The sequence below is a fragment of the Gammaproteobacteria bacterium genome, from assembly GCA_029882975.1.
In the GTDB taxonomy this organism is placed as follows: Bacteria; Pseudomonadota; Gammaproteobacteria; order SZUA-152; family SZUA-152; genus JAJDNG01.
Map to the genome: position 1 here is coordinate 110,531 of JAOUJW010000008.1, position 25,319 is coordinate 135,849.

A 25,319-nucleotide genomic window follows, 5' to 3' on the forward strand; every position below is an offset into this window, starting at 1 on the left:
TTACTGATCAATTAGAGTTCGAATATTGTTTAACAAGTCGGTTTCCTGGAACGGTTTACTCATATACATGTTTACCCCAATTGACATGGCACGATCACGGTGTTTATCACCTGCTCGTGAGGTAATCATGATAATGGGTATATGTTTCAGGCGTGGGTCATTTCGGATCGCAGTCGCCAATTCATAACCGTCCATTCTAGGCATTTCAATGTCCAACAACATAACATCGGGTATTTGTTCCATAAGAACCGTCAGCGCGTCCACGCCATCTTTGGCAGTGATTGAGTCCATATCGTTTCGAGTCAGCAATCGTTGCGTGACTTTGCGCACGGTAATGGAGTCGTCCACCACCATAACCACCGGTTTGGTAACTTTTTGAGGAGCTTCGAGGAATTCCACCGGCTCGTCAGCTTGTTGCAAGGCGAGATTGCTTCGAATCAAGGTGCTGATGTCCAAAATCAGAGCAATCTCACCGTTGGGCAGTATAGTAGCGCCGGAGATATTGTCAACCGAACTAAGTTGGGGCCCTAAGGACTTGATTACGATTTCCTGGCGACCGATCAATTGATCCACATGGATCGCGATACGATGGTCACCACTGCGTGCCAATAGCACCGGATACGTGGTTTTGTTTTCTAAAATATCGGCTTTGAGATTGTGTAAAATCTGATTCAAGCTCAGGGGTTCATATTGTTGTCCCGCGTAGTCGTAATGCTCCTGTTGACCGGACAACAGGCGGTTTAGCTCGTCGCCTCGAATTCGCACCACGTGTTCCACATTGGACATTTGAATGGCGTAGTTGCATTCGTTGGCAGTCACCATCAGTGCTTGGTTGATCAATACGGTCAGTGGCAGCCGAACGGTGAAAGTAGTGCCGCTGCCGTAATTGGAGTCAATGTGTAAGGAGCCGTTAAGCTGTTTGATTTCCGTATTAACGACGTCCATCCCCACACCACGACCGGAAATCTGAGTGATTTCCGTGGCAGTACTGAACCCGGATTGGAGAATAAACTCCATAATTTCCTGGTCGCTGAGTTTGGCCTTTTTCGTAATCAGGCCGCGCTCAATTGCTTTATTGCGCAGGGCCTGGATATTCATACCGGCACCATCATCAACGATTTTTAGTACAACCTCTGAGCCTTCTCGGGAAAATTGAATTTCTATAGTACCCGCAGCCGGTTTGCCGGCCTTTTTGCGTTCGGTTTCGCTTTCAATACCGTGGGCGATGGCGTTACGTAATATATGTTCCAATGCCGGCACAATGCGGTTGAGTTGCGTGCGGTCCATTTCCCCTTCGGCACCGGTGACGGTTAAACCGGCTTCTCTATTGGTCTCCTGACAGGTTTGCCGAACAATACGGCGCAAGCGGGCCAGGACGCTGGAGAACGGGGTCAACCGGGTTCGCATTAAACCTTCCTGCAAGTCGGTGTGAATGCGAGATTGTTGCAGCAATAATACGTCCGTATCACCGGAAATATTCTCAAGTAAATTTTGGATACTGGTCAAATCGCCCAAACTCTCCACCATACCGCGGGAGAGCTGTTGCATGTATGAGAAACGGTCCAGTTCCAGCGGATCGAAATCTTCGTCGTCCTCTTCCGTTTCGGTGGTAATGTCAGCATGGCGATACATAATTTGAGCTTCGGTTTCTATTTCAAACTTACGCAACTGCCCTTCCAGACGATTGACCGTTTGATTGAGCTCTGCCAGGTTGAAGCGCCAAGCGTTTAATTGTTGTCCGATACGAGAGTTAAAGATATTGGCTTCACCGGCGTAGTTCACCAAATTGTCGATGAGGTCGGCACGAACACGAATTTGTTCTTCTACATTTCGAGAGCCCTGGCGCCGATCATTGGGATCGAACTGGCCTTTTTCCAGGCCGGGTAATTGGATCAGCTCACCCATAGGCGCGTCAACGGCCGGTAAGGTCATTGTTTTTGCTGTCACCGGCTCAGGATCCGGGATCGGTTCCAATTCCGACTCCATTATCAATTCTGGTTCTGGTTCAGCCGCAGCGATGTCAATGGCTATTTCCTGTGTTAGCGGCTCTAAGGGTTTTTGAGCTAACAGGTTCTCCAACTGGTGGATAAGGTGCGCCGCATGTCCTGTTGTTTGTCCTTTTTTAACCTGCTCAATCGCTTTACTCAACCAGTCCTGGCAGGCATGGATGATCTTGGGAAAATCCGCGGTAGGCGTAAGTCCGGACTCGGTGACCCCTTCCAGCAAAGACTCAATGGCGTGACTTAAATCACCAATGGAAGACAAGCCGGCCATGCGCGCACCGCCTTTCAGGGTGTGTAGAGACCGTTGCAACTCTAATATGAGCTCACGATTTCCAATGTTTTGTTCCCATTCCGACAAAATGCGGTCATTGGTTTCCTGAATTTCTTCAGCCTCTTCAATGAAGATGTCTACCAATTCCTCGTCTATTTCGTCATCGCTGTAAACATCGTCACTCAAATCCAGTGTTGCTACCGGTTCGGATATGGAAAAGTCCATGTCGTCCAAACCATCAAGGGATTGCAGCGTAATTTCTTCGGGTTCGTCCTCATCCGCCGTCAGGGAAATCGCTTCGGAGTCTATGCCATAATCATCCATAGCTTCCTGTGGTGAACTCAGCTGCTGTAATTCATCCAAGAGAGCTTGTGGCTGTTGCAACTCCTGAAAATTGCGTAAACGCACCAAGGCTGAATTCAACCACTCGTGGCAACGGCGGAAAAGTTGTACATCAATGGAGCGCAAATCGGTGCCGTTGTGATCCAGGCTGATCAAAGCGTGCTCAATAGCTTGTGCTAAATTAACCACGGTGTGCAAATGGGCAGAGTGAGCTCCGTCTTCAAGACGGACATAGGACTGGTGCAACTTACTTAAATGGTTCCGTTCTTGCGGGTTCTCCTGAAGTTGCGACAGAATATCTGCATTCTGTTGTTGAATTTCGTTGGCTTCTTCCAGGAACAAATTCAGTAGTTCATTTTCCGGTGCGATGGGACCGAAATCGTCTTCGGGAAATTGAGGTGCTTTCATCTCAATGGTTTTGGCTTCCTCGATGACGATATCCATGGTGCCCGAGTCGCTTTCTTCGACTATGGGATCGACTCCAATTGCCTCATCTGAGGCTGTGCCATGGGTAAACGCTTCGATCCGCGCCAATAGTGCACCGGATGTGGAAAAAGAACCTCGTTGTTTTATTTTGTCGACAGTTTGAGCCAGCCAGTCCATACAATCTCTAACCAAAGATTCCAAGGCGGCATCGGCAACACGGTTGCCTTCGATGATTTGTTCAAGCAGGCTTTCTATACCATGGGCAATATCTGCCAAGGGGTTGATGTCCGCCATCCGTGCGCCCCCTTTCAGGGTGTGCAGGGAGCGTTGTAACTCAGCAATAATATCTTCACTGTTGAGGTCGGAACTCCAGCGTGACAAACTGTCCTCAATATTGGCCAAAATGTCCTGTGCTTCCTCCAGGAAAATCTCCAACAGCTCTTCATCCACATGGTCATCCATGCTGAATAGCTGGTCCTCGCCTGGGCGTGCTAATTGTTGAGTTGCGTCGGGTGCAACCGTTTCGATGGACAACTCCAGGGTGTTGTCTCGCAGCTCTTCATTCGTTGAAGACTCGATAAGATCGTTTAGAGAAAGATCACCGTCATCCAAATCCAGCTGCAGGGTAGGTTCCTGCAGTTCAATGGACTCCATGGCAAAGTCACCAAGGGGGTCGGACAATTGAATTTCTTCTGTCTCCGGTTGTATGTCATTGATATCCAGGGGAGTAAGCCCTTGAAAGGAATCTTCCTCCTGGAGAAAATTCTCAGTTTCAAAATCCGGTTTTACGCCGTGATCCAAGGCCATGTTTTCGGCCTGGTGAATCAGGTCACTGTAACCTTCCGGTTTGTATTCGGGATCGTCCGTGTGCTCGGCCATGTCGCTTAGCATGGCATGCGCCTGTTCCAGAACATCCGTCATATGTGCGGTAGCAGGCTGGCCGGATTCAGACAGGGTATTGTAGTGACGGTCCAGCCGTTCAGCCAAACTGGCAATGTATTTGGCATCCGCCATGCGGGCACTGCCGTGCAGGGTGTGCAAGGCGCGCATTAAATTTCCGTCTTGAAAAGACTTTTTACTGGGTTTGAAATTATCCAGATAATTGCCGATGGCTTTCAGGTGAGTCTCGGTTTCTTTGCGGAAGATTTCCTGTAGTACATTGTCCTGAGTTTCATCTGGCTCAGCCTCACTCAGCTCGGACTCGATTTCCTGACTGACCTGTTCCAATTCTGCAATTTGCGCTGCCGTAGAGTCGGTAATTTTTGATGTGCCGTCTGCGCTGTACGGTGGTACATCGGCTACCGGTTTACCTACTGCTAAGGCATTGGCCGTATCCACCAGACCTTGAACGCTGGGAACACTGTTGACCTCACCTTTCAATTTAGAGATCAAACAGTCCAGTGCGATTTGGCTGTTATCCAATAGTTCAAACATAACGGGACTGGGTTCCAATTGTCCCTCAATGACCTGATTGAGCATGCTTTCAATAGCCCAGGCGAATTCGCCAATTTCCATAGCGCCGGCGAGCCTGCCGCTACCTTTGATTGTGTGGTAGGAGCGACGTAAGGTGGCCAAGGCGTCACTGTCATTGTTTTGGCGCCAGTTATCCAGGTTAATGCGCATAACAACCACGACTTCGTCGGCTTCCTCGATGAAAATTTCCAGAATTTCTTCATCAATGTCATCTTCCACCACGGGCGTACTTGGTGCCATCTGAAGTTGCCGGCTTTGTTCTTCGGTGATTTCCAAAGCAACCGTGGGTGTTTCTGCAGCCGTTTTCATGGGTTCGATGGCAATGGGCTCATCAATTTCCAGGGAATCGGAGAAATCCAGTGCATCATCTACGGAGATATCCTGTAATTCGATGGAATCGTTGGGGATATCCCACTGCAGGTCCATCGCTTCGGTGTCTTCCGGGATTTCCAGAAGCAGTGAATCCTCATCCAGGCTTTCCAAACTGTCCGCACTTCCAAGATCCAGGCTTTCTCGGTCCGGATTAGCCTCCAAATCATCACTTTTCGATAAGCTGGAGCCATCCAGGTCCATAGACAAGGCTTCGGGACTGTCTTGAAAATCTATTTCTGCATTGAATTCTATTTCTTGTACCGGTTCTTCCATTTCCTGGGACGATAGCTCAAAAGCAGAATCGTCCACTGCGGGTTCGTCAGTGGTTAAGCTGGCCCACTCCATACCCGTATTGGTATCTTCCAGCGATAAACCGGGTTCCTCCAAGGTAAAGGACGGCCCGGCCAACGATGAATCGGTATCTGTATTCCAGGTGATACCCTCATCCACATCGGGCTCCAATGACAACTCTTCTGAGCTACTGATCTCTAAAGTTAAGTTGTCTTCCTCTGCGCTGGGCGCAGGTGTGTCTTCCAAAACCAGACCGCGCGGTTCTACGGTTTCCGGTTCCGGCTCAAGAGACAGCTCGGCGGACTCCGCCAACTGCAAAGGCGGTTCCTCCGCTACATCTTGCTCAATTTCCAGTTCACCGAAATCGGTATCAGTGCTGGTGGTTACGGCTGCCTCATCCGGGTTGTAACCCAGCTCGGTCAGACTTTTCACCGCAACACTTAACAAAGAATCCGCGTGTTTTCGGGAATCCACTACTGCTTCTAAGTAGTATTCGATACTGGTGATAACGTCAGCAACAGCATCCAGGGCTTTCTGGTCCGGGGCTTGATCGGTATCAATAATTTCTTTGCGAATATATTGGATGGCTGCTTGTAATAAGCTGGCGGCATGATCGAAAGCCAGCACGGACATAACCCCTCTTACCTGACCAAGCTGGTCCGGGGTATCGGCGATTTTCTCTTTTTGTGATGAATCGGTAGCAAAGGTATTAAAGCTCTCCTTCACTTTGGTCAAAACCTCAGAGGCTTCGGCAATGACCAATTTGTTCAGTTGTACTTGTTCGCCGGCTGGAAGGGTTTTACCGGAGCCACCGTGTGTTTTTGTCTCCACGCCTTCCAGGGATGACTCGATATACAGTAGGGCGCTGGCAATCTCCATGAGGGTGACATCGTTGGGCTGCTTATTGCCGCTGCAAAGTTCATCAATGGTCAATAATTGTTCTTGCGCAATTTTGCGTAAGTCTCCCAGTCCCAGCATGGCCAAGGTGTCGGCAATACGCCGCATCTGTCCGCCTAATGGCTCTAATGTAGCCACATCGCGTTGGGTTGCGCGAACAAAAATATCCAGTTGATCTTTAATCTGCAGTAAGTCTTCTTTGATAACGGCGGAAACGGAGCGCATCAGCTCCTGGGATGAACCGCGCAAGCTCTCGAAAGATTCACTTACGTCACCCGATGAGGGTAAGGCATTTTCCAAATCAAATGCTTGTTTGATTTGACGTACTCTCTTGCCATTGGACTTGGAAGTGGCAATGTAATACAGCAGGTTTTTGGTCAGATCGTCGGCGTGCTTGTCTTTATAAACATCTTCGCCTTTATCGATCAGCAGCTTAATTTCCTTGTCTAACTGGCCGATGATCTGTTTTAAGGAATTACTGAGGTCCAACCCCTTTTCCAACAACGCTTCAACCACGCCGGTGGCAACCCACCAAAGCCGACGGCTGTTCTCGTTCGTGGAGTGGACAGACATTTCGCGCAACACGGCACCGATTTTCTTTAAATTGCCCTTGGTATCCGAGTTGCGGTAGAGACCGACCAGGCAAGCCTGATAGACGGTGCGTAATTTCTTGCCATATTGATTCAGATTTATTTTTTTCTTATCAGGCTTTATGGGTTCCGGTGGTGGTGTGACATCGAGACTGGGCGAGAAAAAGGCGCTGTCACTCAATAAATGTTCATCACGGGCGCTGCGCAGGTCATTCAACAAGGGCAGGAGTATGACCGGCTGGTCAGGGTGGCCCTGTTCGATATGTTCCAGATACGATGGCAATTGCAAAATAGAACGCATCAGAACTTCATAGGCGTCTTCCGCAACGGTTACCTTGCCATTAAGCAAAGCGTTGGACAGTAATTCCATTTCTTCTGCCAGCAGCGCTCCACCATAGATTTCCACCATTTGCAGAGTGCCGTAAATTTGGTGCAGGTATGTGGCGCAAAAGCGGATCTGAGTTTTGTCCTCAGGGTTTTCGACATAGGCTTCCAAAGCCTGGCGGGTTTGCTTCAGACTTTCGTCGATTTCGTCTTTGACCCATTTGAGGGTTGTGTAGTCCAGTTCCTGCGCGGTACTCATGGGGTACACCTATTCCATACGCTGATATGCCAGAGTATTGGCAAATGGAAACCGGGTCACTTTGGGGTGAGACCAATTGAGCATTTCTCCTGCCGCCAGGATAATTATGCCTCCAGGCGCCAGATATTTCACCAAAGTATCCATTATCTTCAAGCGGCGCTCCCGGTTATAATATATAAGTAAATTCTGGCAGACGATGATATCCATTTGTCCAATGGGCATATCATCCATTTCCAGAATATTTAACTGGTTAAAGCATATTCGTTGTTTTAGTTCAGGTATGACTTCAAACTTACCGCCCTCACACCTGATAAAATATTTTTGGAGCCACTGGTCGCTGACATCTTTGACGCGCAAGGCGGAGTATATTCCCGTGCGACCGATTGCCAATGCACTGCGACTAATGTCACTGGCCATAATACCCAGATAGTAGTTGCAACCGATCCGAGACATGTGCTCGTCTATCGCCATTGCCATGGTGTAGGGTTCTTCACCCGTGGCACAACCAACACTCCACGCGTTAATCGTGAGAGGTTTGTTGGCGAACTGTCTACCTTGTGGTAAAAATTTCTCGCATATCAGTTTTATTGTGGACTGATTACGCAAAAACCGGGTTTCATGCACAGTCAAGTGATGAACCAACTGGTTCCACTCTACATTGCCTCTGTGACCGGTATTGAGATGCTCAAGATACTGGTCATAGTTGTCGAAACCCAATTCGCGCATTCTCATCCCTACGTTGGTCACCAGGAATGATTTGCGGTTTTCAGGTAGTACTACCCCTAATCGTTGTTCCAGTAAAGCAGTCCACTTGGAATACTGCTCGTCGTCCATGTCTGGAAACTTTGAGGGATAAGCTTTTTTCCTCTTTGGGGTTTCCACCGCGTATTTCATTACCTCTTGTCCAACGTGGTAACACGAGTTCAGTATTAATCAGGTAGCTTGAACCCGGATACGGACTTTCTCAGCTCATTGGATAACTCAGCCAGATTACCGATAGATGCCGAGGTTTCGTTGGTACCTGCAGAAGTCTGCGTGGTTACCTCCTGGATCACGTTCATACTATCAGAAATACTGGCAGCGGCTGTTGCCTGTTGCTGCGCCGATTCCGTTATACTTTGAGTCAGATCCGCCAAATGAGCCGATACGTTTTCGATCTCTTCCAAAGCTTCACCGGCGCGTAAGGCCAACTGCGCTCCACTGACTACACCGGATGTACTTTGTTCCATAGACGCCACCGCTTCGTTGGTATCCGATTGGATGGTTTTTACCAGTGCCTCAATTTGTTTGGTTGCGTCAGTAGATTTTTCAGCGAGTCGTTGTACCTCGTCCGCTACCACCGCGAAACCTCGACCGGATTCCCCGGCCATGGCCGCCTGGATTGCCGCGTTCAAGGCCAGAATGTTGGTTTGGTCGGCAATGTCATTAATAAGTTCTACCATGTCACCGATCAACTGAGAGCTTTCACCCAAACGCTTAATTCGCTTGGAGGTTTCCTGGATTTGCTCGCGGATCTTGTCCATACCATTGATGGTGTCTTGCACAGCCTGTGCCCCTTTCTTCGCGATATCCACTGATTTATGCGCTACATTGGAGGATTCCAGTGAGTTGGCTGATACGTGTTCGATGGAGATCGCCATTTCATTGATAGCTGCACTGGCTGCGGTAATCTGTTCGGCCTGATGGTCACTCGCCTCGGCCAGATGCATAGCGGTTGCCTGTGTTTCCTGGGCGGCGGATGATACCTGTACGGTGGTTTCATTAATGGTGAATACCAGTCGTCGCAGCGCATCTATGGTGTAGTTAATAGCGTCAGCGATAGCACCGGTGATGTCTTCGGTTACCGTTGCATGGGACGACAGGTCACCACTGGCCAAGTCGCCGATTTCATCCAGTAGTCGCATAATAGCGTCCTGATTACGACGATTGGATTCAGCGGTTTCACGCAAACGTCCCTTGGTAGATCGTACCAGACTCACACCCAGCATGATCAACAGTCCCAATGAGATCAAACCCAGCAAAGTGCCCACAAAGGCGTTAATGGGTCGCTGTTCCTCCAGGGTGCTGTATGCGTTCATGAGTTTGGTGGTGGTGGCAAGGAATTTTTGGCTATTTTTCACCATGTTGTTGGACGCTTTTTGAGCATCAAACAAGGTAGGAGTTTGATCCAGGATGCGCCCCACCAAGTCGTGTACAGTTTCGAATAATTCGTTAACTTCCGCCAGTTTGTCTCTGGCGTCCGGATCGCGTACACGGCGGATGTTCATTTTGCGGTTGCCCTTAAGCATGGCGTCCAATACGCGACCGAAGAGCGCGGCGTCACGGCCGAAGCGGTCGGCCGCAGAGGCAGCACCCTGGCCACCTTGAAGTACCTTATTGGCGTTTACAGAGATACGCGGAATCAACATGAGCTGCCTGGCAGCAACATATACCTGACTGGCATTGGCTCCGGATTCAATCATGATACTGACCACCTCATCCGATACCGCCAGCAAGGTGGGCATGGTTTCGTTTACCGCGCCTACGAACTCGCTCAGCATACGGATGGTGCCTTCCGCGTCCAGGATGGTACCGGCATTAGCTCTAAATTCTTTCCAGGTCTTACGGACCTCCATCAGCTCCATTTCTACTTCAGCGGGGGTTTGCGGCAAGCCCGTTTCAATATTACCGTCAGTCAAATTGGAGAGGATTCTATCGAAGGTATTGCGGCCCTGTTTCAACGCCTTAAAGGCGTCCACGTTGGCTGAAGACGCCTCTACCGCATCTTTTACAACACTTTGTGAGAGTACGCGTTGCTCACCGGCCAAACTGATGTACTCTTTATCGTTCTTGGTGTTTTCGGCAATCGTTACTACCGTGAGAAACAACAATCCCAATGAGAGTAGCAACAAAACTACCAGGGTAAGCAATCCTTTATCAAAGGATGCCTTGGAATCAATTTCGCTAATCATAAGCCTGGCTCCTGCCCGTTTGGTTACAAAATGCTCACAAATGAGCCTAAACTGTTAACAATACATTAACAACGCGTTAAACAACCGTATCACAATATGCGTTGTATCTTACCTAAACGGCTACCTTAAAGAAATCCGGATGGCCGGCTAGTGCATGCATACTGAATATTAAAGTCTCCACACCATCCTGATGAAAAGCTCCCTGGATAAAGTTGCGCAAAGATTCATCAAACTGCGCAACGGCGGTTACTTGGTTTTCTTCACTAAAATGAGTTAAACCCAGGACTTCATCAACTACCAGGCCTACCGCCAGATCCCCGTGTTTGATTACCATAACCCGGGTTTTAGCTGAGACACTGACGCTGGTTTTACCGAGAAAGCCTTGTAAATCCATGATGGGTAACAAGGTGCCGCGGATATTGGCTATGCCTTTTACCCACTTTTTGGTTCCAGGGACCAGGGTCAGTTTCGGGTAGTGAATAAGTTCGTTCACTTGAGTTAAAGGAGCCACGAGATTCACGCTTCCAATCCTAAACCCGATTCCGCTCCATGCTTCTTTTATGTCCAGCCGCTGCGGCAAACCGCGTGCGGCTTGTTTGCTAAGTTGTTCTATTTTATACAATAACTCAATTGCAGAACCACTTCGCGTCAGAGTTTCCATACGGGTCCTTTAACGGTATCTCACCCAAGAATTTCGTTGATTTTACTGATCAACTCTTTTTCTTTAGCGGGTTTGGCAATGTAGTCTTTGGCGCCTTGGCGCAAGCCCCACATTTTGTCTGTTTCCTGGTTTTTGGTGCTAACTATAATAATAGGAATAGCACTGGTTTCCGGATCACTGGAAATCTGACGGGAAGCCTGAAAGCCGTTCATTCCCGGCATAACCACATCCATCAGGATCATATCCGGTTTTTCAGTTTTCGCCTTTTCTATGCCTTCTTCTCCGCTATTGGCAGTGCACACATCGAAACCATTTTTTTCCAACATGGTTTTCAAAACATGAATTTCGGTCGGTGAATCATCGACTATCAAAATATTGGCCATTACTGGTTCTCCCGTATGACTGCCCGTACTTTAGGCTACATTAAACAAACTATCGGTGTTACTGACCGACATGCGCCGAAATGGCGCCCAACAACTCATCTTTTGTGAAAGGCTTGGTCAAATATTGGTCGGAACCAACAATCCTGCCCCTCGCCCTATCAAATAAGCCGTCTTTGCTGGTCAATAAAATAACGGGTGTATTCTTGTATAGTTGGTTGTTTTTGATTAGTGCACAGGTTTGATATCCGTCAAGGCGAGGCATCATGATGTCAATAAATATGACATCCGGATTCTGGTCCGTGATTTTTGACAGCGCTTCGAATCCATCGGTAGCGGTGATTACCTCGCATCCTGCTTTTTTTAGCAAAGTTTCGGCAGTTCGCCGAATGGTTTTGCTGTCATCAATCACCATTACTTTAATTCCCTGCAAAGATTTTTCCGCTGCATCCGCCACTTACTGCACCTCTGATCAGTATATATAAGCTAATGATTTCGCACCCAAAACAGTTTCAAGCATGTCATCGTGTACTGCTAAATCCCGTTTTTAACCTACAGGGTTAGAGAAATCAATAGCTTCCCTGTGCCCATCCAACCGTAACAATAAAAATATAGTTAAGTTATTGCCTGACAACTACGGCCATTTTACTTTTCATGTATCGGCGTATTGCCTATTTCCTTTATAGCCTTGGTTTCGATTTTATTTTGAGACCAATAACTTAACCTATTTTTCGGGTGCGGAAAAACGTTCTGCTTGGAGCTGACATCAACACCCTTTTTTACATTTTGCACGGTAGCCACATTCGAAGCCAGCTCGGTGATTGAGGGACCAAAGCCGGAACATGGAAATGCGCTCAAGGGCAACGATAGTTATTTACATCTTGGTGGCGCTAAACTGTCGACACGATTGCATTTTAATCATTACACTTATGTAGCTCAAGTAAGCACAGGACTTTAATACCAAGGTCTGTGCTCCAGGATGCCAATAAGTGCTTTAATATTGGTTAATATGTAACCGAATGGTTAAAAGTTGAACGAGTTGATATGGGTTGGGACAATTGGAAAGCGTGGTTAATTAATGAATGTATTTAAACTGGGTGTGGTGATGGACCCTATCAGCCGCATCAAGATACAAAAAGACAGTACCTTTGCCATGATGTTGGAGGCTCAGTCCCGAGGCTGGCAATTGTATTACATGGAACTGGAAGATTTGTATCTTGATAACGGTCGTTGTATGGCGACGATGCAACAAGTGAGCGTCATTGATGACGACAAACACTGGTTTCAACTGCAAACAAAAACGGTGGAACCGGTGGCCAAGTTGGATGCGGTACTCATGCGCAAAGATCCACCGTTCGATATGCAATATATTTATGCGACGTATTTACTGGAGTTAGCTCAACACCAGGGTGCATTGGTGGTTAATAATCCTGCATCTATTCGGGATGCCAACGAAAAATTGTTTACTGCCTGGTTTCCCCAGTGCACAGCGCCTTCTATTGTCAGTTGCCGCATGAGTCAGTTGCACCACTTTATTGATGAGCAGGGCGATACCATTATTAAACCTCTGGACGGCATGGGGGGGGCATCCATTTTTCGCGTGCATCACGCGGATCCCAATCGCAATGTGATTTTGGAAACCATGACTCAAAATCAAACGCGTTATGTGATGGCCCAACGATTTATTCCGGAAATCACTCAAGGCGACAAACGTATTCTCATGGTAAATGGCGAGCCTATAGCCTATGCCTTGGCACGCATACCGGCACAAGGCGAAACCCGAGGCAACCTGGCGGCGGGAGGGCGAGCCCAGGGTGTGGAATTGAGCCGGCGAGATCGATGGATTTGCCAACAGGTTGGAGCCACCCTGGTACAGAAAGGACTGATGTTCACAGGGTTGGATGTCATTGGTGATTATTTGACCGAGATTAATGTCACCAGCCCCACCTGTATTCGAGAGCTGGATGCCCTCTACGGTTTGAATATTAGCTCAACATTATTAGATGCTATTGCTCAGGCAGTACAATCCCAGCCACACAAAGGTTAATTACTTGAAGTATCGCATAATATTGATATTTGTTGCTGCCGTTTGGCTCAACGCCTGTACGCCCAAACCACCCGTGTACCACGAGCAACTGGTTGGCTTTGGAACGCTGATTGAAGTGAAAATATGGAATGTCGACAAAAAAAAGGGCGCCGAAGCGGTGGCCCTGTTGGCAAAGGATTTTGATTACATGCATCGCACCTGGCACCCTTGGGAACCCGGACCGCTGGGGCGTATCAATCAACTTTTACCTATGGGAGACAAATTCAGTGTGGCCCCATCGGTGTTGCCATTAATACGTAAAGCCACCCTATTATCAGAAAAATCGGAGGGGCGGTTCAATCCCGCCATTGGTAAGCTTATTAAACTCTGGGGTTTTGACGGCAAGCAAACTCCTGAGGCACCACCGTCTCCGGACCAAATCGAAGCTCTGCTGGAAAAAAACCCCCGTATGCAAGATATCAAATTGGAAGGTATAGAAATCTCCAGCACTAACAGTGCGGTGGTGCTGGATTTCGGTGGTTTTGCCAAAGGCTATGGCGTGGATATGGCCATAGAACAATTAAAAATCTTAGGATTGAATAACGCCATTGTTAATGCCGGCGGAGATTTGCGTGCCATTGGCAGTCATGGGGAGCGGCCTTGGCGCATTGGCATACGTAATCCCAGAGGCGGTGGTATGCTGGCATCGGTAGACGTAATGGGTGATGAGAGCGTGTTTACTTCCGGGGATTATGAGCGTTATTTTATGCATGACGGTATTCGCTATTTCCACATTATTGACCCGCACACCGGCTATCCGGCCCGAGGTGCTGTGTCAGTAACGGTGTTTCATCACAGCGCCGCCGAAGCGGATGCCGCGGCAACGGCCTTATTGGTCGCCGGTCCGGAAGAGTGGTATGAAGTGGCTCGGGCAATGGGTGTCAAAGGGGTTATTCTGGTGGATCATCGTGGCAAGGTCTACATGACACCGGGGCTAAAGGGCAGAGTACACTTTGATGTGAAGCCCTTACCGACCATTGAATACAGCTTACCCTTGTGATGAGTTAAATGTTAAGTTCCGAGGAACAAGTCACTCGGGGAGATGCGGTAGTCATATTGGTGGCCGCGGTCTGGCTTGCTTTTATCTATTTCATGGCGGTAAAGCCGACCCAAACCGGTTCTCAGGCCACCGTATTGCTCAGCGGCAAGCCCTGGAAAACTTTTGATTTGAATCGTGATCAGTTGATTGAGGTGCCCGGTTCGGTCGGAACGAGCAGCTTGCGGATAAAAGACGGTCAAATTCGTTTTATTGATTCCCCTTGTACCGCCAAACAATGTATTTTGCAGGGTTGGTTAAAGTACAGTGGCGAACTGGCGGTCTGCCTACCCAACCGGGTCAGTGTGCAGATATTAGGGGCCAATCCCCGCTACGACAGCATAAATTTTTAATGGCACAATTACACAGTACCCGAGAAGACCATCTGGTGGCCTGGCTGACCGCTTTAGCCATCAGTATCCATGTGGCTGAGAGCGCCTTACCCAGCCCCATACCCGGCATCAAGCCCGGATTGGCCAATATAGTCACCCTGGTGGCGTTGTTGTTGTATGGATGGCGAACCGCTGTTTGGGTCTCTTTACTGCGCGTTTTGTTGGGGAGTATAGTGATAGGGACATTTTTGTCGCCTACCTTCGTGTTAAGTTTTAGTGGTGCGATTTGTAGCGTAACGGTATTAACCTTGGCCAGTATGGTGGCGGCAAAACTGGGGACTTGGCGGATTGGTGCCCTTGGTTATGGAGTTTTGGCCGCCATGTCCCATATGATTGGCCAGTTTTATGCTGCTTACTATTTGTTTGTGCCCCACCAGGCTTTACTGGGGTTATTGCCGTTTTTGATGACGGCAGCGATGGGATTTGGCATTATAAGTGGTTTAATCGCCTTGAAAATTGTCCGGCAACTGGGCAAGGTTTGAAATAAGTAACTGAAATATTTAGAGTCCAATCATGGCAGTCTTACAAGTCAGGCAATCACCCATACAAAACCCCAACATTGGTGCCAATGACCGCTTGGGTTTAACCATATTTTTTGCGGTGATATTGCACAGTTTAATCATTATGGGGATTAGCTTCAGTAAACCGGATAAGAAAAAACCGCCGGAAAAACTACCGGGTTTGGAAGTGACGCTGGTGCAAAGTCGTACCGACAAAAAAATAGAAGATGCGGATTTTCTGGCCCAAGCCAGTCAGGAGGGTGGTGGTGAAAGTAAAGACGCCCACAAACCGACCTCTGCGGTAGAACCTCAGATCGCCACCGGTGAGGTGGGCGAAGTGGCGGAACTGGTCCCGGAAACCGTCTTGCCCCGATTTACAGAAAAAACCAAAATGCAATTAATGACGGTGGATGACTCTGAAGTATTCGTCCAGACCGAAGAAAATACTCCGGAGATGCCCACCAATATTCAGGATCCCACTGCGGCTCAATTGGTGATGCTCAACAAGAAAATTGCCAAACAAAGTGCCGAGCTGGATTTGCAGCGCGAGCAATACTCCCGCCGCACCAAAACCAAAATTATTACGGCAAAAACCAAAGAATATCGGTTTGCATCCTACGAAGAAGCCTGGCGTAAAAAAGTGGAACGCATCGGTACCCTGAACTTTCCCGATGAAGCCAGAAGGCGCAAATTATCCGGTAACGTCCGGGTGAAAGTGACCATTCGTTCCAACGGGACGGTTAAGAAGGTGGATATTCTGTCTTTTTCAGGCCATAAAGTTTTGGATGATGCGGTAGTGCGAATTGTAAAAATGGCCTCTCCTTATGCCAGTTTTACCGAGGATATAAAACGGGATACGGATGAGATCGCCATTATTCGTACCTGGCAGTTTATGGCCGGTAATAAGGTACGGACCCGATAAGTTAAAAAACCGGTAAAACAATGGCTTAGGCCAGGGATGACGGCCAACATCATGCGGTGCCCTTGTTCCCACTACTAATCTGACACATACTTTGTTTATGCGCGAAACCTGCCTGACCAATCAGTTTCTCATAGCCATGCCTGGATTGGCGGATCCCAATTTTTTTCATAGTGTGACCTATATTTGCGAGCACAATAAACACGGTGCCATGGGCATCGTCATCAACCAGCCCGTAGACCTGACATTGGGTGAAGTGGTGGATTATTTGGGAATTAAGAATGGTCATAATGAAAAAATGCGCCAGACGGTTTTTCGTGGCGGTCCGGTGGAAACGGACCGGGGTTTTGTTTTGCACAATCCCTTGGGGAAATGGGAATCCACTTTGAACGTTACACCACGCATTGGTTTGTCCACCTCCAATGATATAGTGGAGGCTTTGGCACGGGGTGAAGGACCGGAGCACTGTTTGGTAGCCCTGGGCTATGCCGGATGGGGTGCCGGGCAATTGGAGCGGGAACTGGGAGAAAACGCCTGGATCAATTGTATGGCAGACGAACAAGTGTTGTTTCACATGGATTCAGCTGAGCGCTGGCAAGCCGCAGTGAGCCTGGTGGGCATCGATTTAAACCACTTGTCCGGAGACGTAGGCCACGCGTGAGTTTGGGTAATCCCCCATCCAATATTCCGGCCCCGCCCCACATCCAGACCTTGCTGGGCTTTGACTTCGGAACCCAGCGTATCGGTGTTGCCGTAGGTCAAGTATTCACACAGACCGCCAATCCGGTTACCACCTTGCTGGTGAAAAACCTTCAAATTCCCTGGCCACAGATCACGCAATTGATTCAACAATGGCAACCGGATGCTTTTGTGGTGGGATTACCTCTGAATCTGGATCAAACTGAACACAAAGTAAGCCAGGGCGCACGACGTTTTGGTAATCAGCTCAATGGGCGGTACAATCTGCCCGTATACTGGGTGGACGAACGCTTAACGTCCCACGCGGCGGAACAGATGCTCGCAGACAAAGGTGTCAATAAAGGTGCCGGCAAAGCATCTAATAGAGAAAAAAGGGATTCCACCTATAGCGTTGATAGTGTGGCGGCCCAACTCATATTGGAAAGCTGGTTGCAGACCTGCGAGATTCGCAAAGATTAAACGGGACAGGTGTAATGCGGGAACCGAACGAAGTAGAGAATTTACTGGGACAAATGGCGCAGCAGGTCAAAGAACGTTTGCTCAGCATAGGCAATGGCGCGGCCGGTGACGACATACTTATGATCGGTATTCACTCCGGAGGGGTTTGGATTGCCAAACGTTTGCACCAATTGCTGGGATTAAGCCAGCCGCTGGGAAACTTGGATATCTCATTTTATCGTGATGATTTCAGTCGCATTGGCATGAACCCCCAGGTTAAGCCATCCCAACTCCCGGTATCGGTGGATGCTAAACACATCCTTCTGGTGGATGATATATTACACACTGGACGTACTATCCGAGCGGCCATGAACGAAATATTCGACTATGGCCGACCGGCGTCTATTACCTTGATCGTGCTGGGAGAAAGGACGGGGCGTGAATTGCCAATACAACCGGATATTGTGGGTAAGCACTTGAATCTGACGTCAGGCCAGCACGTTAAACTATCCGGCCCGGATACTTTGACTTTAACGGTGATGGAATCCTCATGAATCAAAATATACAACTGGACCAACAAGGGCGGTTACGCCATTTACTCACTTTGGAAGGTTTGAAGCGCCAGACTCTGGTCGATATTCTGGATGCGGCTGAAGGTTTTGGCAGCGTCGCCGGGCAAGCCGTGAAGAAAGTCCCTTTATTGCGCGGTAAAACCGTGGTGAATTTGTTTTTTGAAGCCAGTACACGCACCTTAACCACATTTGAGCTGGCAGCCAAACGTCTTTCGGCAGATGTTCTGAAAATAAACATTACCACCTCGGCCACCTCCAAAGGTGAAAGCCTGTTGGATATGTTGCGCAATCTTGAGGCCATGCATTGCGATATGTTTGTGGTACGTCATGCGCAAAGTGGCGCAGCACATTTTATCGCCTCCCACGTGGCGCCACACATTAGTGTGATTAATGCGGGTGACGGCAGTCATGCCCACCCAACCCAAGCTTTGTTGGACATGTTTACTATACGCAGGCACAAAAAAGAATTTGCCCCGCTGAATGTGGCTATCGTCGGGGATATTCTGCATTCGCGTGTGGCACGCTCACAAATCCATGCATTAACCACCTTGGGGGTTAATGAGGTCAGAGTGGTGGGGCCCAAGACCTTAATACCCAACGATGTGGATTCTCTGGGTGTCCATGTTTACCATGACCTGGAAGAAGGCTTGGATAACGCGGATGTGGTGATTATGTTGCGATTGCAAAAAGAGCGTATGCAGGGGGCGTTGTTACCCAGCGAGCATGAGTATTTTCAGTGCTATGGCTTAACGAAGGACAAACTGGCGGCGGCGAAACCCGATGCGATTGTGATGCACCCCGGACCCATTAATCGTTGTGTAGAAATCCAGTCGGAAGTGGCTGACGGCCCGCAATCGGTGGTGCTGGAACAGGTCACCAACGGTTTGGCAGTGCGCATGGCGGTTATGTCTATGGTGCTTGGGCGTCCTGCCGGAGGAGTCAACTAATGCGTATACAGTTAACCGGCGGACGAATAATTGATCCGGCCAATGATATTGATCGGGAACAGGATCTTTTCATTGCCGATGGCCAAATTCTCAGTGTGGGACGGAAACCGCAGGATTTTCATGCGGATCAGGTGATCGATGTTTCCGGTAAAGTGGTGTGTCCGGGTTTGGTGGATCTTCGTGCCCGCTTGCGTGAACCGGGGCAGGAAAACAAAGGCAGTATAGAATCAGAAACCAAAGCGGCGATCAAGGGCGGTATTACCAGTTTGTGTTGTCCGCCCGATACTCAGCCGACCATTGACTCGCCTGCCGTAGTGGAGTTGATTCACAGGCGTACGGAGCAAACCGGCTGTGCCAAAGTCTATCCTTTAGGTGCGTTGACGCTGGATTTGAAGGGCGAAAAACTCAGTGAAATGTATGCTCTGAAGCAAGCCGGGTGTGTGGGCGTCAGTAACTTGATGCAACCGGTGAACAGTCGCATCTTGCGGCGCGCTATGGAGTATGCCGCCAGCCATGGCTTAACCGTTTACATACACCCGCAAGATGCAACGCTGAGTGCCGGCGGTTGTGTCCATGAAGGTCGAGTCAGCACACGCTTGGGTCTCACCGGGATTCCCGAAGCGGCGGAAACCATGGCGATTGCCCAAAGTTTACAGCTCATCGAATTAACCGGTGTGGATACCCATTTTTGTCAAATATCCACGGCCAGTGGTGCGGCCATGATTGCTCGTGCGCAATATGAAGGCCTACCCGTTACTGCCGATGTCACCGCACATCACTTGTTTTTGACGGATATGGATATTGGTTTTTTTAATGCCCAATGCCATGTGTTACCGCCTTTACGCAGTGAGCGGGATAGAAATGGATTACGCGATGCTTTGGTGAACGGTACTGTATCCGCCATTTGTTCCGATCACCAACCCCACGATATCGACGCCAAATTGGCGCCATTTGCAGCGACCGAACCTGGAATCTCGGGTTTGGAAACCTTATTACCGCTGGCCTTGCGACTGGTGGAGGAAGAGTTGCTGAGCTTGCCTGAAGCCATCGCCCGGGTAACCTTGTTTCCTGCCAATATTTTGGGAATCCCCGCTGGAACCTTGGATAAAGGGTCTCGGGCGGATATTTGTGTGTTTGATCCGCAGCGCTACTGGCAGCTGAGCAAAATGAATATATCCAGTTTCGGAAAAAACAGCCCGTTTTTGGGTTGGGATTTCAAGGGTTTGGTTACCCATACCCTGGTCGATGGTAAACTGGTCTACGAAGTGGATGAGTTGCTTATGCTGCCGATACCTCACGTAGAGACACGCGTGAAGAGCGTGGAGGCAGGTTCTGAGGATCAAGATCAGGCCACCGAGCTGCAGAGTACTCAAGCGGCAACACTGACTTCAACCGACGATGATGATGACTTACTGGATCTTATGGATGGTGAAGAACACTGGAATGATACCCGTGAGGCAGGCTCGGAAGATGCCACCCAAGGTGAAGCCTTCGCGCCATTTGTCATCATTGATGATGACGACGAGGCGGAGACAGTCCCGGATACCGCCACACAAAGCCCGATGAGTGCAGTGCCTTTGGAAGCGGTCACCATAGCGGCAAAAGCACCGGAATCTGCTACAGAAGTAGAATTGCCAACGATAGAACACAGCGCAAACCCATCCGTTGAGACACAGGTGGTGGAGCTACCGTTGGAAGTGGAACAAAGTCCGGAGCCTAGGTACCAAAGTGACTCACAAAGTGCTGCAAGCATTGCAGAGCTGGTGACGGAAATTTCGCAACCGCCTGCCTCGGCTATGCCGCAAAGCGAGCCAGCCCAATCGGCGGTACCCCCAAGGCCGGTGGTGCAAGAGTCCAGCGTAACAGCAGCCGAAAAACCCAGTTTGATTGTGGACAGTTTTATGAAGCCGAAACTGGAGGAGCAGCGTTCTAAAATTGAATCGCTGATCTCCTCTGCCGCCAAAGCCATGAGTGAATCGGGACATTTGGAATATCCGCGGGACACGCAGGGTACGGCTTTGTCCCAAGACCGAGAGCCGAACCCAGCCGAAGACCGATCGGAAAATTCATCGGATAATCTACAGGATAAAGAACCCCGGTAATGGCTAAATCACACCGTAAAACCATACACTTGGAACAGGCGGAGGTGTTGTCCCACGATGCCTTCGATGCGAAGCAATTTGTGTTGCGGGTAAAAGCGCCGCAACTAGCAGCCAAAGCCAAGCCAGGACAATTTGCTCATATTCAATGCGGACCGGAGCTACCCATGCGCCGCCCCATTTCCATTATGCTTACCGATCCAAACAACGGGTCGGTAGATTTTTTGTACAAAGTTTTTGGTCGGGGCACCCATATACTGTCACAACGCAAGGTAGGAGAGAAGATTAGTATATTGGGGCCAATTGGTAACTGTTTCCAATCCCAGATGGATAAACCCAGAGCTTTGTTAATCGGAGGTGGTGTCGGGATTCCTCCCATGGTATTTCTAGCGCGTTCTTTGTTGGCCGTGAAGGGGGCGTATGATCCCTTTGTCATCATGGGTTCCGAGGTGCCCTTTCCCTTCAAGGCCCAGCCTTCTCGGTATGTCGTACCTGGCATGGCCGCCGGCGTTACCGCGGCCATGCCCTTGATGGAAGACTGGGAAATACCCAGCCGTCTGGCCAGCTTACAAGGCTATCCCGGTTGCCATGAAGGATACGTAACCGACGTGGCGCGTCAATGGCTTGACGCTTTGAGCGATTCGCAGCGTCAAGAAGTGGCAGTTTTTGCCTGTGGACCTCATCCGATGTTGGAGGCTGTGGCGAAAATGGCGCAGGAATACCATTTGCCTTGCCAGACATCGTTAGAAGAATTCATGGCCTGCGCGGTAGGCGGTTGCGCCGGATGTGTCGTTGAAATTCAAACCCCGCAAGGTTCAGCAATGAAACGGGTTTGTGTGGATGGCCCCGTATTTGACGCGCGCAGTGTGGCCGCTTTCTTGTGATTGCTGTTCTGTGTGGCATAAATTCTGTATTACTGGTAACCACTTAGGTTAAAGATCTAACATTTAGGTCTTTAACCGCGCCGGTTTCTAAATTTCTTTTCCGTTTTCTAATACAGGTGGCTTATGTTATCCAGAATTATGGTCCTGCTTGGATTTTGCCTGTGTACGGTAGTCATTTCCTTCGCCTATGCTTCCGTATACACCACAGCCAACGAGCTCTACCTCAAGTCAGGCATAAAGACACAAATCGATGCGGTGCCCCAGTCGGTGTATATGGGGTTTCAACACAGCATTCGCTCACAGGCTCATTTGGATAAACTGACTCCACAGGAAAAAAGCCAGTACCGGAATTTGATCAATGACGCCTACAATGCCATAGAGCTGAAGAAAATCGTCATGGACTACATGAGTCAAAACCTGAACGAAACGGAAATGATGGAAGCATTGAAATGGCTGAAGTCTCCCGTGGGACAAAAAGTGACTCATCTGGAAGAACGGGTTGTGGGCCAGGAGTCGAGCCAGGAAATGATCCATTATGTACAGTCTTTACAAACGGATCCGCCGCCGGCTGAATATCACGAATTTGTGGGTCGGCTGGCCCAGGAAATCGATGCGGAATCCACTGCGGTCGACATAGCCATGAACGCTCAATTAGCCATCACTATCGCCATGGCCACCGTAGAGCCAAAAACCACGGTAGAGCAGTTACAATACATTCAAAAAGAACTGAACCATATGCGTGGTCTCGTGGCTGCTATTGTCAGTAAGGAGATAGTTGCCAATTTAATGTTTACCTATCACACCATGCCGTTGCCGGAATTTCAGCAATATGTTGAGTTTTCCAGTTCCACTGTGGGTAAGAAATACCAGCAGACCATGGCCCAGGCTCTTAGCAAAGCCATTAATCACGGAAGCCTGGTATTGGGTGAAAAAATGGTCCAAATCCTTCAGCAAAGAGCCAAAGCACGTTCCGGTCTCGATTTATAATGCTTTTCATTCAATAAGTTACAAACCATAAAAACACTCTATAAGAAAACCCATTGAGAAACTCGGTCTTAATGAAGTAGACTGACTTAACTAGGGGAAAATTAAAGCGTCGGGATCCACCGGAGCTAAAAAAGCGGGGGCGTTACCATGGTAATAAAATTCCACCATGTGGTTTTCTTATCTTTCATTTTAATCTTTTTGCACGGGTGCTCAGAAACGGAGCCCGGTCCAGGTGCAGGGAAATCGCAAATACTGCCGCAAGCTGAACTGGTAAGCATTAGTGAGTCTACCCGGAATTATTTTCTATCCGGTGACCGGCTGCAGGGAACCTACGTATATTCCGATAGCAGCGGTCGTGGCGAAGGACAGACCCTGTACCGTTGGTTACGCAATGGCGAGGCGATTACGGGTCAGCAATATTACTTTCTCACAGCGGCGGACAACAATACGGAATTGACGTTTGAAGTCACTCCGGTGGCAGATGACGGGGTTCCGGGCGAGGCCAGAAGTGCATCGCAATATATTCAGTTTAACAATCGGTTGCCGCAGGCCCAAAAAGTGTTCATCCGCGACAATAACTACGATTCCGCCCTAAGCTGCAACTGTATTTCGGTTGGGGATATATTGTCGGGCCGATTTGAGTATTTCGATACCGAAGGGGATTTGCAAGGAGGCGCTGTATATCAATGGACCCGTGGGGGAGTATCCATTCCCAATGCCACCGGTGCCAATTATCTTGTAACGGAAGACGATAGGGGAGCTGTGATTGGATTTAAGGTGCGCCCGGTTACCGCAGATGGTGCAATGGGTAATGTTGCGAACGCCACCGTAGTTGAAGGCAATCACCACCCAACTGCCACGAATGACACTCGAGCCATTAATGCCAATCAACCCGATTTGGCATTGACCGATCTACAGAATAACGACATTGACCTGGATGGTGATACCCTGGTGGTAGCTGAGGTCGGTAGTAACAATACCGTTGCTACCGTGGAGTTGGTATCGAACAATCGCGGTGTCAGCTATCTGATGCGAAACCGGTTTGGCTATTTGATACCCGGTGAAGTCGAGGTGGATACATTTCAGTACAAAGTATCGGATAACCGCGGTGGCTACGCCTGGGGAACGGTCACTATAACCATCACGGGTGTCAACGATATCCCGATTGCAACCGCGGACGCCGTTACGGTCAATGCCCAAGACGTTGATGTTGCCATATCCGTGCTGGACAACGATAGCGATGCCGATGCCGGGGACTCGTTCACCATTACGGGGTTGGATTTGACCAGTTTAAATACCACAGGTTCGGCTCGGGTCGCCGGTAATAACATACTGTACACCCCACAGGTGGCCGCTCCGGCGACAGACAGTTTCATCTATGAAATCACGGATAGCTACGGCGGGGTGGCAGCTGCGCAAGTGGATGTTACCATTCAATAAACGCAGACAATGTGGCCGCTATCGAACCTCAAAACTGTAGCGGGTCTCATCCAGCACCATAAAGGATAAAAACGCGCCCAACAGGGCCGCTACCAGTATGCCCCATAAGGGCAGCAGGGGCAGAAAACATCCACCGATAATCCAGGCGTCCCGCAGTCGGCGCCGCTTCACTTGGTATTCGTGAGTGGTTTTGAGGGGAATCCAGTTGTTGGTTTTGGCATCAAATGCGTACATGGGGCATATCCTTGACCGTTAAAGCATAACCAATTAAACGGCAGGTCGGGCGAATATTTGAGTCGGATAATGATTTGAAGTGAAATTTGTTGTTTTCGTTCCGCTTCCAACCAAATGGTTTCAGACCGGTTGGTCATGAGTCAACCGGTCTAAATAGGCATATCAGTTGATACTGCCGCTGTTGATATACTGAATTATATCCTCATGATTTAGCAAGTTCACCACAGCTTTACGCAAAGTGCCGTTAATGGCCCGAAAACTGTCGCCGGGAGAGCGATAATCGGCAGCCACAGCGACCAATTTACCATTATCCAACTTAGCGTCCAGTCTCAGAGAGGTACGCCTGACCCAATAACCGGCATAGGTCTCAATATGGTGGACATGTAAGGTGATCGGTTTACCCTGGTGCGTTACCTTGATGGAGCGTTTTTCCAGGGCGCTGGCCAATAGCTCTATGCAAGTATCGGTTAGTTGTTTCAGGTCCCCGCGAGTATCCTCATTATCGGACAATTCCACGATCCGGGGCGCGTCAAAAGCATTGACGAGATGGAAGGCCTGCTTTGAGGAAAGTATGGGGATTTTTTTGATATCGATTTCATACAGCTTGGCATTGCCACGGATGATACCTTGGCCGCAACCGGACACAAGTAATATGGCTGCCAGCATTAGAGCGAGTTTATTCATTATTATAGCCCTTGTGGTGCTTTCTTTGGTTTGAACATCTCCTTGCTTGGTTCCGCGCCGATCCAATAGCAGTCCGTGGCGTCGTTTCTTTGTATTTCAGGTGCAACCAGCGCAATAATTATAGAATGCCCGATGCGAGGGGGAAAGCTTTGGCAGTGGGCG

The 25,319-nt window shown here is 49.1% G+C and carries 19 protein-coding genes and 2 pseudogenes; 13 read left to right on the plus strand and 8 right to left on the minus strand.

Features of this window, described 5'->3' with window-relative positions; translation table 11 throughout:
• The 6 genes and pseudogenes from OEY58_08120 to pilG all read right to left on the minus strand — a co-directional run bounded on the left by OEY58_08120 (position 1) and on the right by pilG (position 11,655).
• Positions 1-7,248 (minus strand): Hpt domain-containing protein, encoded by a 7,248-nt coding sequence (locus OEY58_08120; GenBank protein MDH5325412.1) that lies wholly within the window; start codon positions 7,246-7,248, stop codon positions 1-3.
• A gap of 9 nt (positions 7,249-7,257) precedes the next feature.
• The gene (locus tag OEY58_08125) at positions 7,258-8,142 is read right to left on the minus strand and encodes a protein-glutamate O-methyltransferase CheR (GenBank protein MDH5325413.1); all 885 of its coding nucleotides are present in this window, start codon (positions 8,140-8,142) and stop codon (positions 7,258-7,260) included.
• A 35-nt stretch (positions 8,143-8,177) separates the two neighbouring features.
• Positions 8,178-10,199: a methyl-accepting chemotaxis protein gene (locus OEY58_08130; GenBank protein ID MDH5325414.1), complete on the minus strand. Its 2,022-nt coding sequence runs from the start codon at positions 10,197-10,199 to the stop codon at positions 8,178-8,180.
• Between the two features lie 112 nt (positions 10,200-10,311).
• Positions 10,312-10,860 (minus strand): chemotaxis protein CheW, encoded by a 549-nt coding sequence (locus OEY58_08135; GenBank protein ID MDH5325415.1) that lies wholly within the window; start codon positions 10,858-10,860, stop codon positions 10,312-10,314.
• Positions 10,861-10,880: 20 nt separating this feature from the next.
• Positions 10,881-11,243: a response regulator gene (locus OEY58_08140; GenBank protein ID MDH5325416.1), complete on the minus strand. Its 363-nt coding sequence runs from the start codon at positions 11,241-11,243 to the stop codon at positions 10,881-10,883.
• A gap of 35 nt (positions 11,244-11,278) precedes the next feature.
• Positions 11,279-11,655: pseudogene (gene pilG, locus OEY58_08145) on the minus strand (twitching motility response regulator PilG).
• Positions 11,656-12,318: 663 nt separating this feature from the next.
• On the opposite strand from pilG, the gene gshB reads away from it, so the two are divergent.
• From gshB to OEY58_08210, 13 genes and pseudogenes are all read left to right on the plus strand, one after another.
• A complete protein-coding gene (gene gshB / locus OEY58_08150; GenBank protein MDH5325417.1) occupies positions 12,319-13,287 on the plus strand; it encodes a glutathione synthase in 969 nt (322 codons plus the stop codon).
• 4 nt (positions 13,288-13,291) lie between these two features.
• A complete protein-coding gene (locus OEY58_08155) occupies positions 13,292-14,326 on the plus strand; it encodes an FAD:protein FMN transferase (GenBank protein MDH5325418.1) in 1,035 nt (344 codons plus the stop codon).
• Between the two features lie 8 nt (positions 14,327-14,334).
• Positions 14,335-14,715 (plus strand): NusG domain II-containing protein, encoded by a 381-nt coding sequence (locus OEY58_08160; protein ID MDH5325419.1) that lies wholly within the window; start codon positions 14,335-14,337, stop codon positions 14,713-14,715.
• Positions 14,715-15,236 carry a Gx transporter family protein gene (locus tag OEY58_08165; protein ID MDH5325420.1) on the plus strand — a complete coding sequence of 174 codons (522 nt, stop codon included), beginning with the start codon at positions 14,715-14,717 and terminating at the stop codon, positions 15,234-15,236. The genes OEY58_08160 and OEY58_08165 overlap by 1 nt, the downstream gene beginning before the upstream one ends.
• Positions 15,237-15,267: 31 nt before the next feature.
• Entirely contained in the window at positions 15,268-16,176 is a 909-nt protein-coding gene (locus OEY58_08170) for a TonB family protein (protein ID MDH5325421.1), read from the plus strand.
• 97 nt (positions 16,177-16,273) lie between these two features.
• Positions 16,274-16,834 (plus strand): YqgE/AlgH family protein, encoded by a 561-nt coding sequence (locus OEY58_08175; GenBank protein ID MDH5325422.1) that lies wholly within the window; start codon positions 16,274-16,276, stop codon positions 16,832-16,834.
• A complete protein-coding gene (gene ruvX, locus OEY58_08180) occupies positions 16,831-17,331 on the plus strand; it encodes a Holliday junction resolvase RuvX (GenBank protein ID MDH5325423.1) in 501 nt (166 codons plus the stop codon). Before OEY58_08175 ends, ruvX begins: the two co-directional genes overlap by 4 nt.
• 14 nt (positions 17,332-17,345) lie before the next feature.
• Positions 17,346-17,864: a bifunctional pyr operon transcriptional regulator/uracil phosphoribosyltransferase PyrR gene (gene pyrR, locus OEY58_08185; protein ID MDH5325424.1), complete on the plus strand. Its 519-nt coding sequence runs from the start codon at positions 17,346-17,348 to the stop codon at positions 17,862-17,864.
• Positions 17,861-18,829, plus strand: coding sequence for an aspartate carbamoyltransferase catalytic subunit (locus OEY58_08190; GenBank protein ID MDH5325425.1), 969 nt, complete (start codon positions 17,861-17,863; stop codon positions 18,827-18,829). Before pyrR ends, OEY58_08190 begins: the two co-directional genes overlap by 4 nt.
• A pseudogene (locus OEY58_08195) lies at positions 18,829-20,094 on the plus strand (dihydroorotase). The gene OEY58_08190 and the pseudogene OEY58_08195 overlap by 1 nt, the downstream one beginning before the upstream one ends.
• 836 nt (positions 20,095-20,930) lie before the next feature.
• A complete protein-coding gene (locus OEY58_08200; protein ID MDH5325426.1) occupies positions 20,931-21,812 on the plus strand; it encodes a dihydroorotate dehydrogenase electron transfer subunit in 882 nt (293 codons plus the stop codon).
• A gap of 123 nt (positions 21,813-21,935) precedes the next feature.
• Positions 21,936-22,799: a DUF2059 domain-containing protein gene (locus tag OEY58_08205; protein ID MDH5325427.1), complete on the plus strand. Its 864-nt coding sequence runs from the start codon at positions 21,936-21,938 to the stop codon at positions 22,797-22,799.
• Between the two features lie 147 nt (positions 22,800-22,946).
• Positions 22,947-24,239: a cadherin-like domain-containing protein gene (locus OEY58_08210; GenBank protein ID MDH5325428.1), complete on the plus strand. Its 1,293-nt coding sequence runs from the start codon at positions 22,947-22,949 to the stop codon at positions 24,237-24,239.
• Between the two features lie 18 nt (positions 24,240-24,257).
• Here the strand turns inward: OEY58_08210 and OEY58_08215 are convergent, their stop codons facing one another.
• Positions 24,258-24,473 (minus strand): hypothetical protein, encoded by a 216-nt coding sequence (locus OEY58_08215; GenBank protein MDH5325429.1) that lies wholly within the window; start codon positions 24,471-24,473, stop codon positions 24,258-24,260.
• Between the two features lie 162 nt (positions 24,474-24,635).
• Positions 24,636-25,157: a hypothetical protein gene (locus OEY58_08220; GenBank protein MDH5325430.1), complete on the minus strand. Its 522-nt coding sequence runs from the start codon at positions 25,155-25,157 to the stop codon at positions 24,636-24,638.
• Between the last annotated feature and the right edge of the window lie 162 nt (positions 25,158-25,319).

Coding starts and splice junctions, on each gene's coding strand:
- OEY58_08170 (MDH5325421.1), top strand. CDS start 15,268: ATGGCAGTCTTACAAGTCAGGCAATCACCCATACAAAACCCCAACATT.
- OEY58_08165 (MDH5325420.1), top strand. CDS start 14,715: ATGGCACAATTACACAGTACCCGAGAAGACCATCTGGTGGCCTGGCTG.
- OEY58_08220 (MDH5325430.1), bottom strand. CDS start 25,157: ATGAATAAACTCGCTCTAATGCTGGCAGCCATATTACTTGTGTCCGGT.
- OEY58_08120 (MDH5325412.1), bottom strand. CDS start 7,248: ATGAGTACCGCGCAGGAACTGGACTACACAACCCTCAAATGGGTCAAA.
- OEY58_08210 (MDH5325428.1), top strand. CDS start 22,947: ATGGTAATAAAATTCCACCATGTGGTTTTCTTATCTTTCATTTTAATC.
- OEY58_08175 (MDH5325422.1), top strand. CDS start 16,274: ATGCGCGAAACCTGCCTGACCAATCAGTTTCTCATAGCCATGCCTGGA.
- gshB (MDH5325417.1), top strand. CDS start 12,319: ATGAATGTATTTAAACTGGGTGTGGTGATGGACCCTATCAGCCGCATC.
- OEY58_08160 (MDH5325419.1), top strand. CDS start 14,335: ATGTTAAGTTCCGAGGAACAAGTCACTCGGGGAGATGCGGTAGTCATA.
- OEY58_08205 (MDH5325427.1), top strand. CDS start 21,936: ATGTTATCCAGAATTATGGTCCTGCTTGGATTTTGCCTGTGTACGGTA.
- OEY58_08200 (MDH5325426.1), top strand. CDS start 20,931: ATGGCTAAATCACACCGTAAAACCATACACTTGGAACAGGCGGAGGTG.
- OEY58_08190 (MDH5325425.1), top strand. CDS start 17,861: ATGAATCAAAATATACAACTGGACCAACAAGGGCGGTTACGCCATTTA.
- OEY58_08125 (MDH5325413.1), bottom strand. CDS start 8,142: ATGAAATACGCGGTGGAAACCCCAAAGAGGAAAAAAGCTTATCCCTCA.
- OEY58_08215 (MDH5325429.1), bottom strand. CDS start 24,473: ATGTACGCATTTGATGCCAAAACCAACAACTGGATTCCCCTCAAAACC.
- OEY58_08140 (MDH5325416.1), bottom strand. CDS start 11,243: ATGGCCAATATTTTGATAGTCGATGATTCACCGACCGAAATTCATGTT.
- pyrR (MDH5325424.1), top strand. CDS start 17,346: ATGCGGGAACCGAACGAAGTAGAGAATTTACTGGGACAAATGGCGCAG.
- OEY58_08135 (MDH5325415.1), bottom strand. CDS start 10,860: ATGGAAACTCTGACGCGAAGTGGTTCTGCAATTGAGTTATTGTATAAA.
- OEY58_08130 (MDH5325414.1), bottom strand. CDS start 10,199: ATGATTAGCGAAATTGATTCCAAGGCATCCTTTGATAAAGGATTGCTT.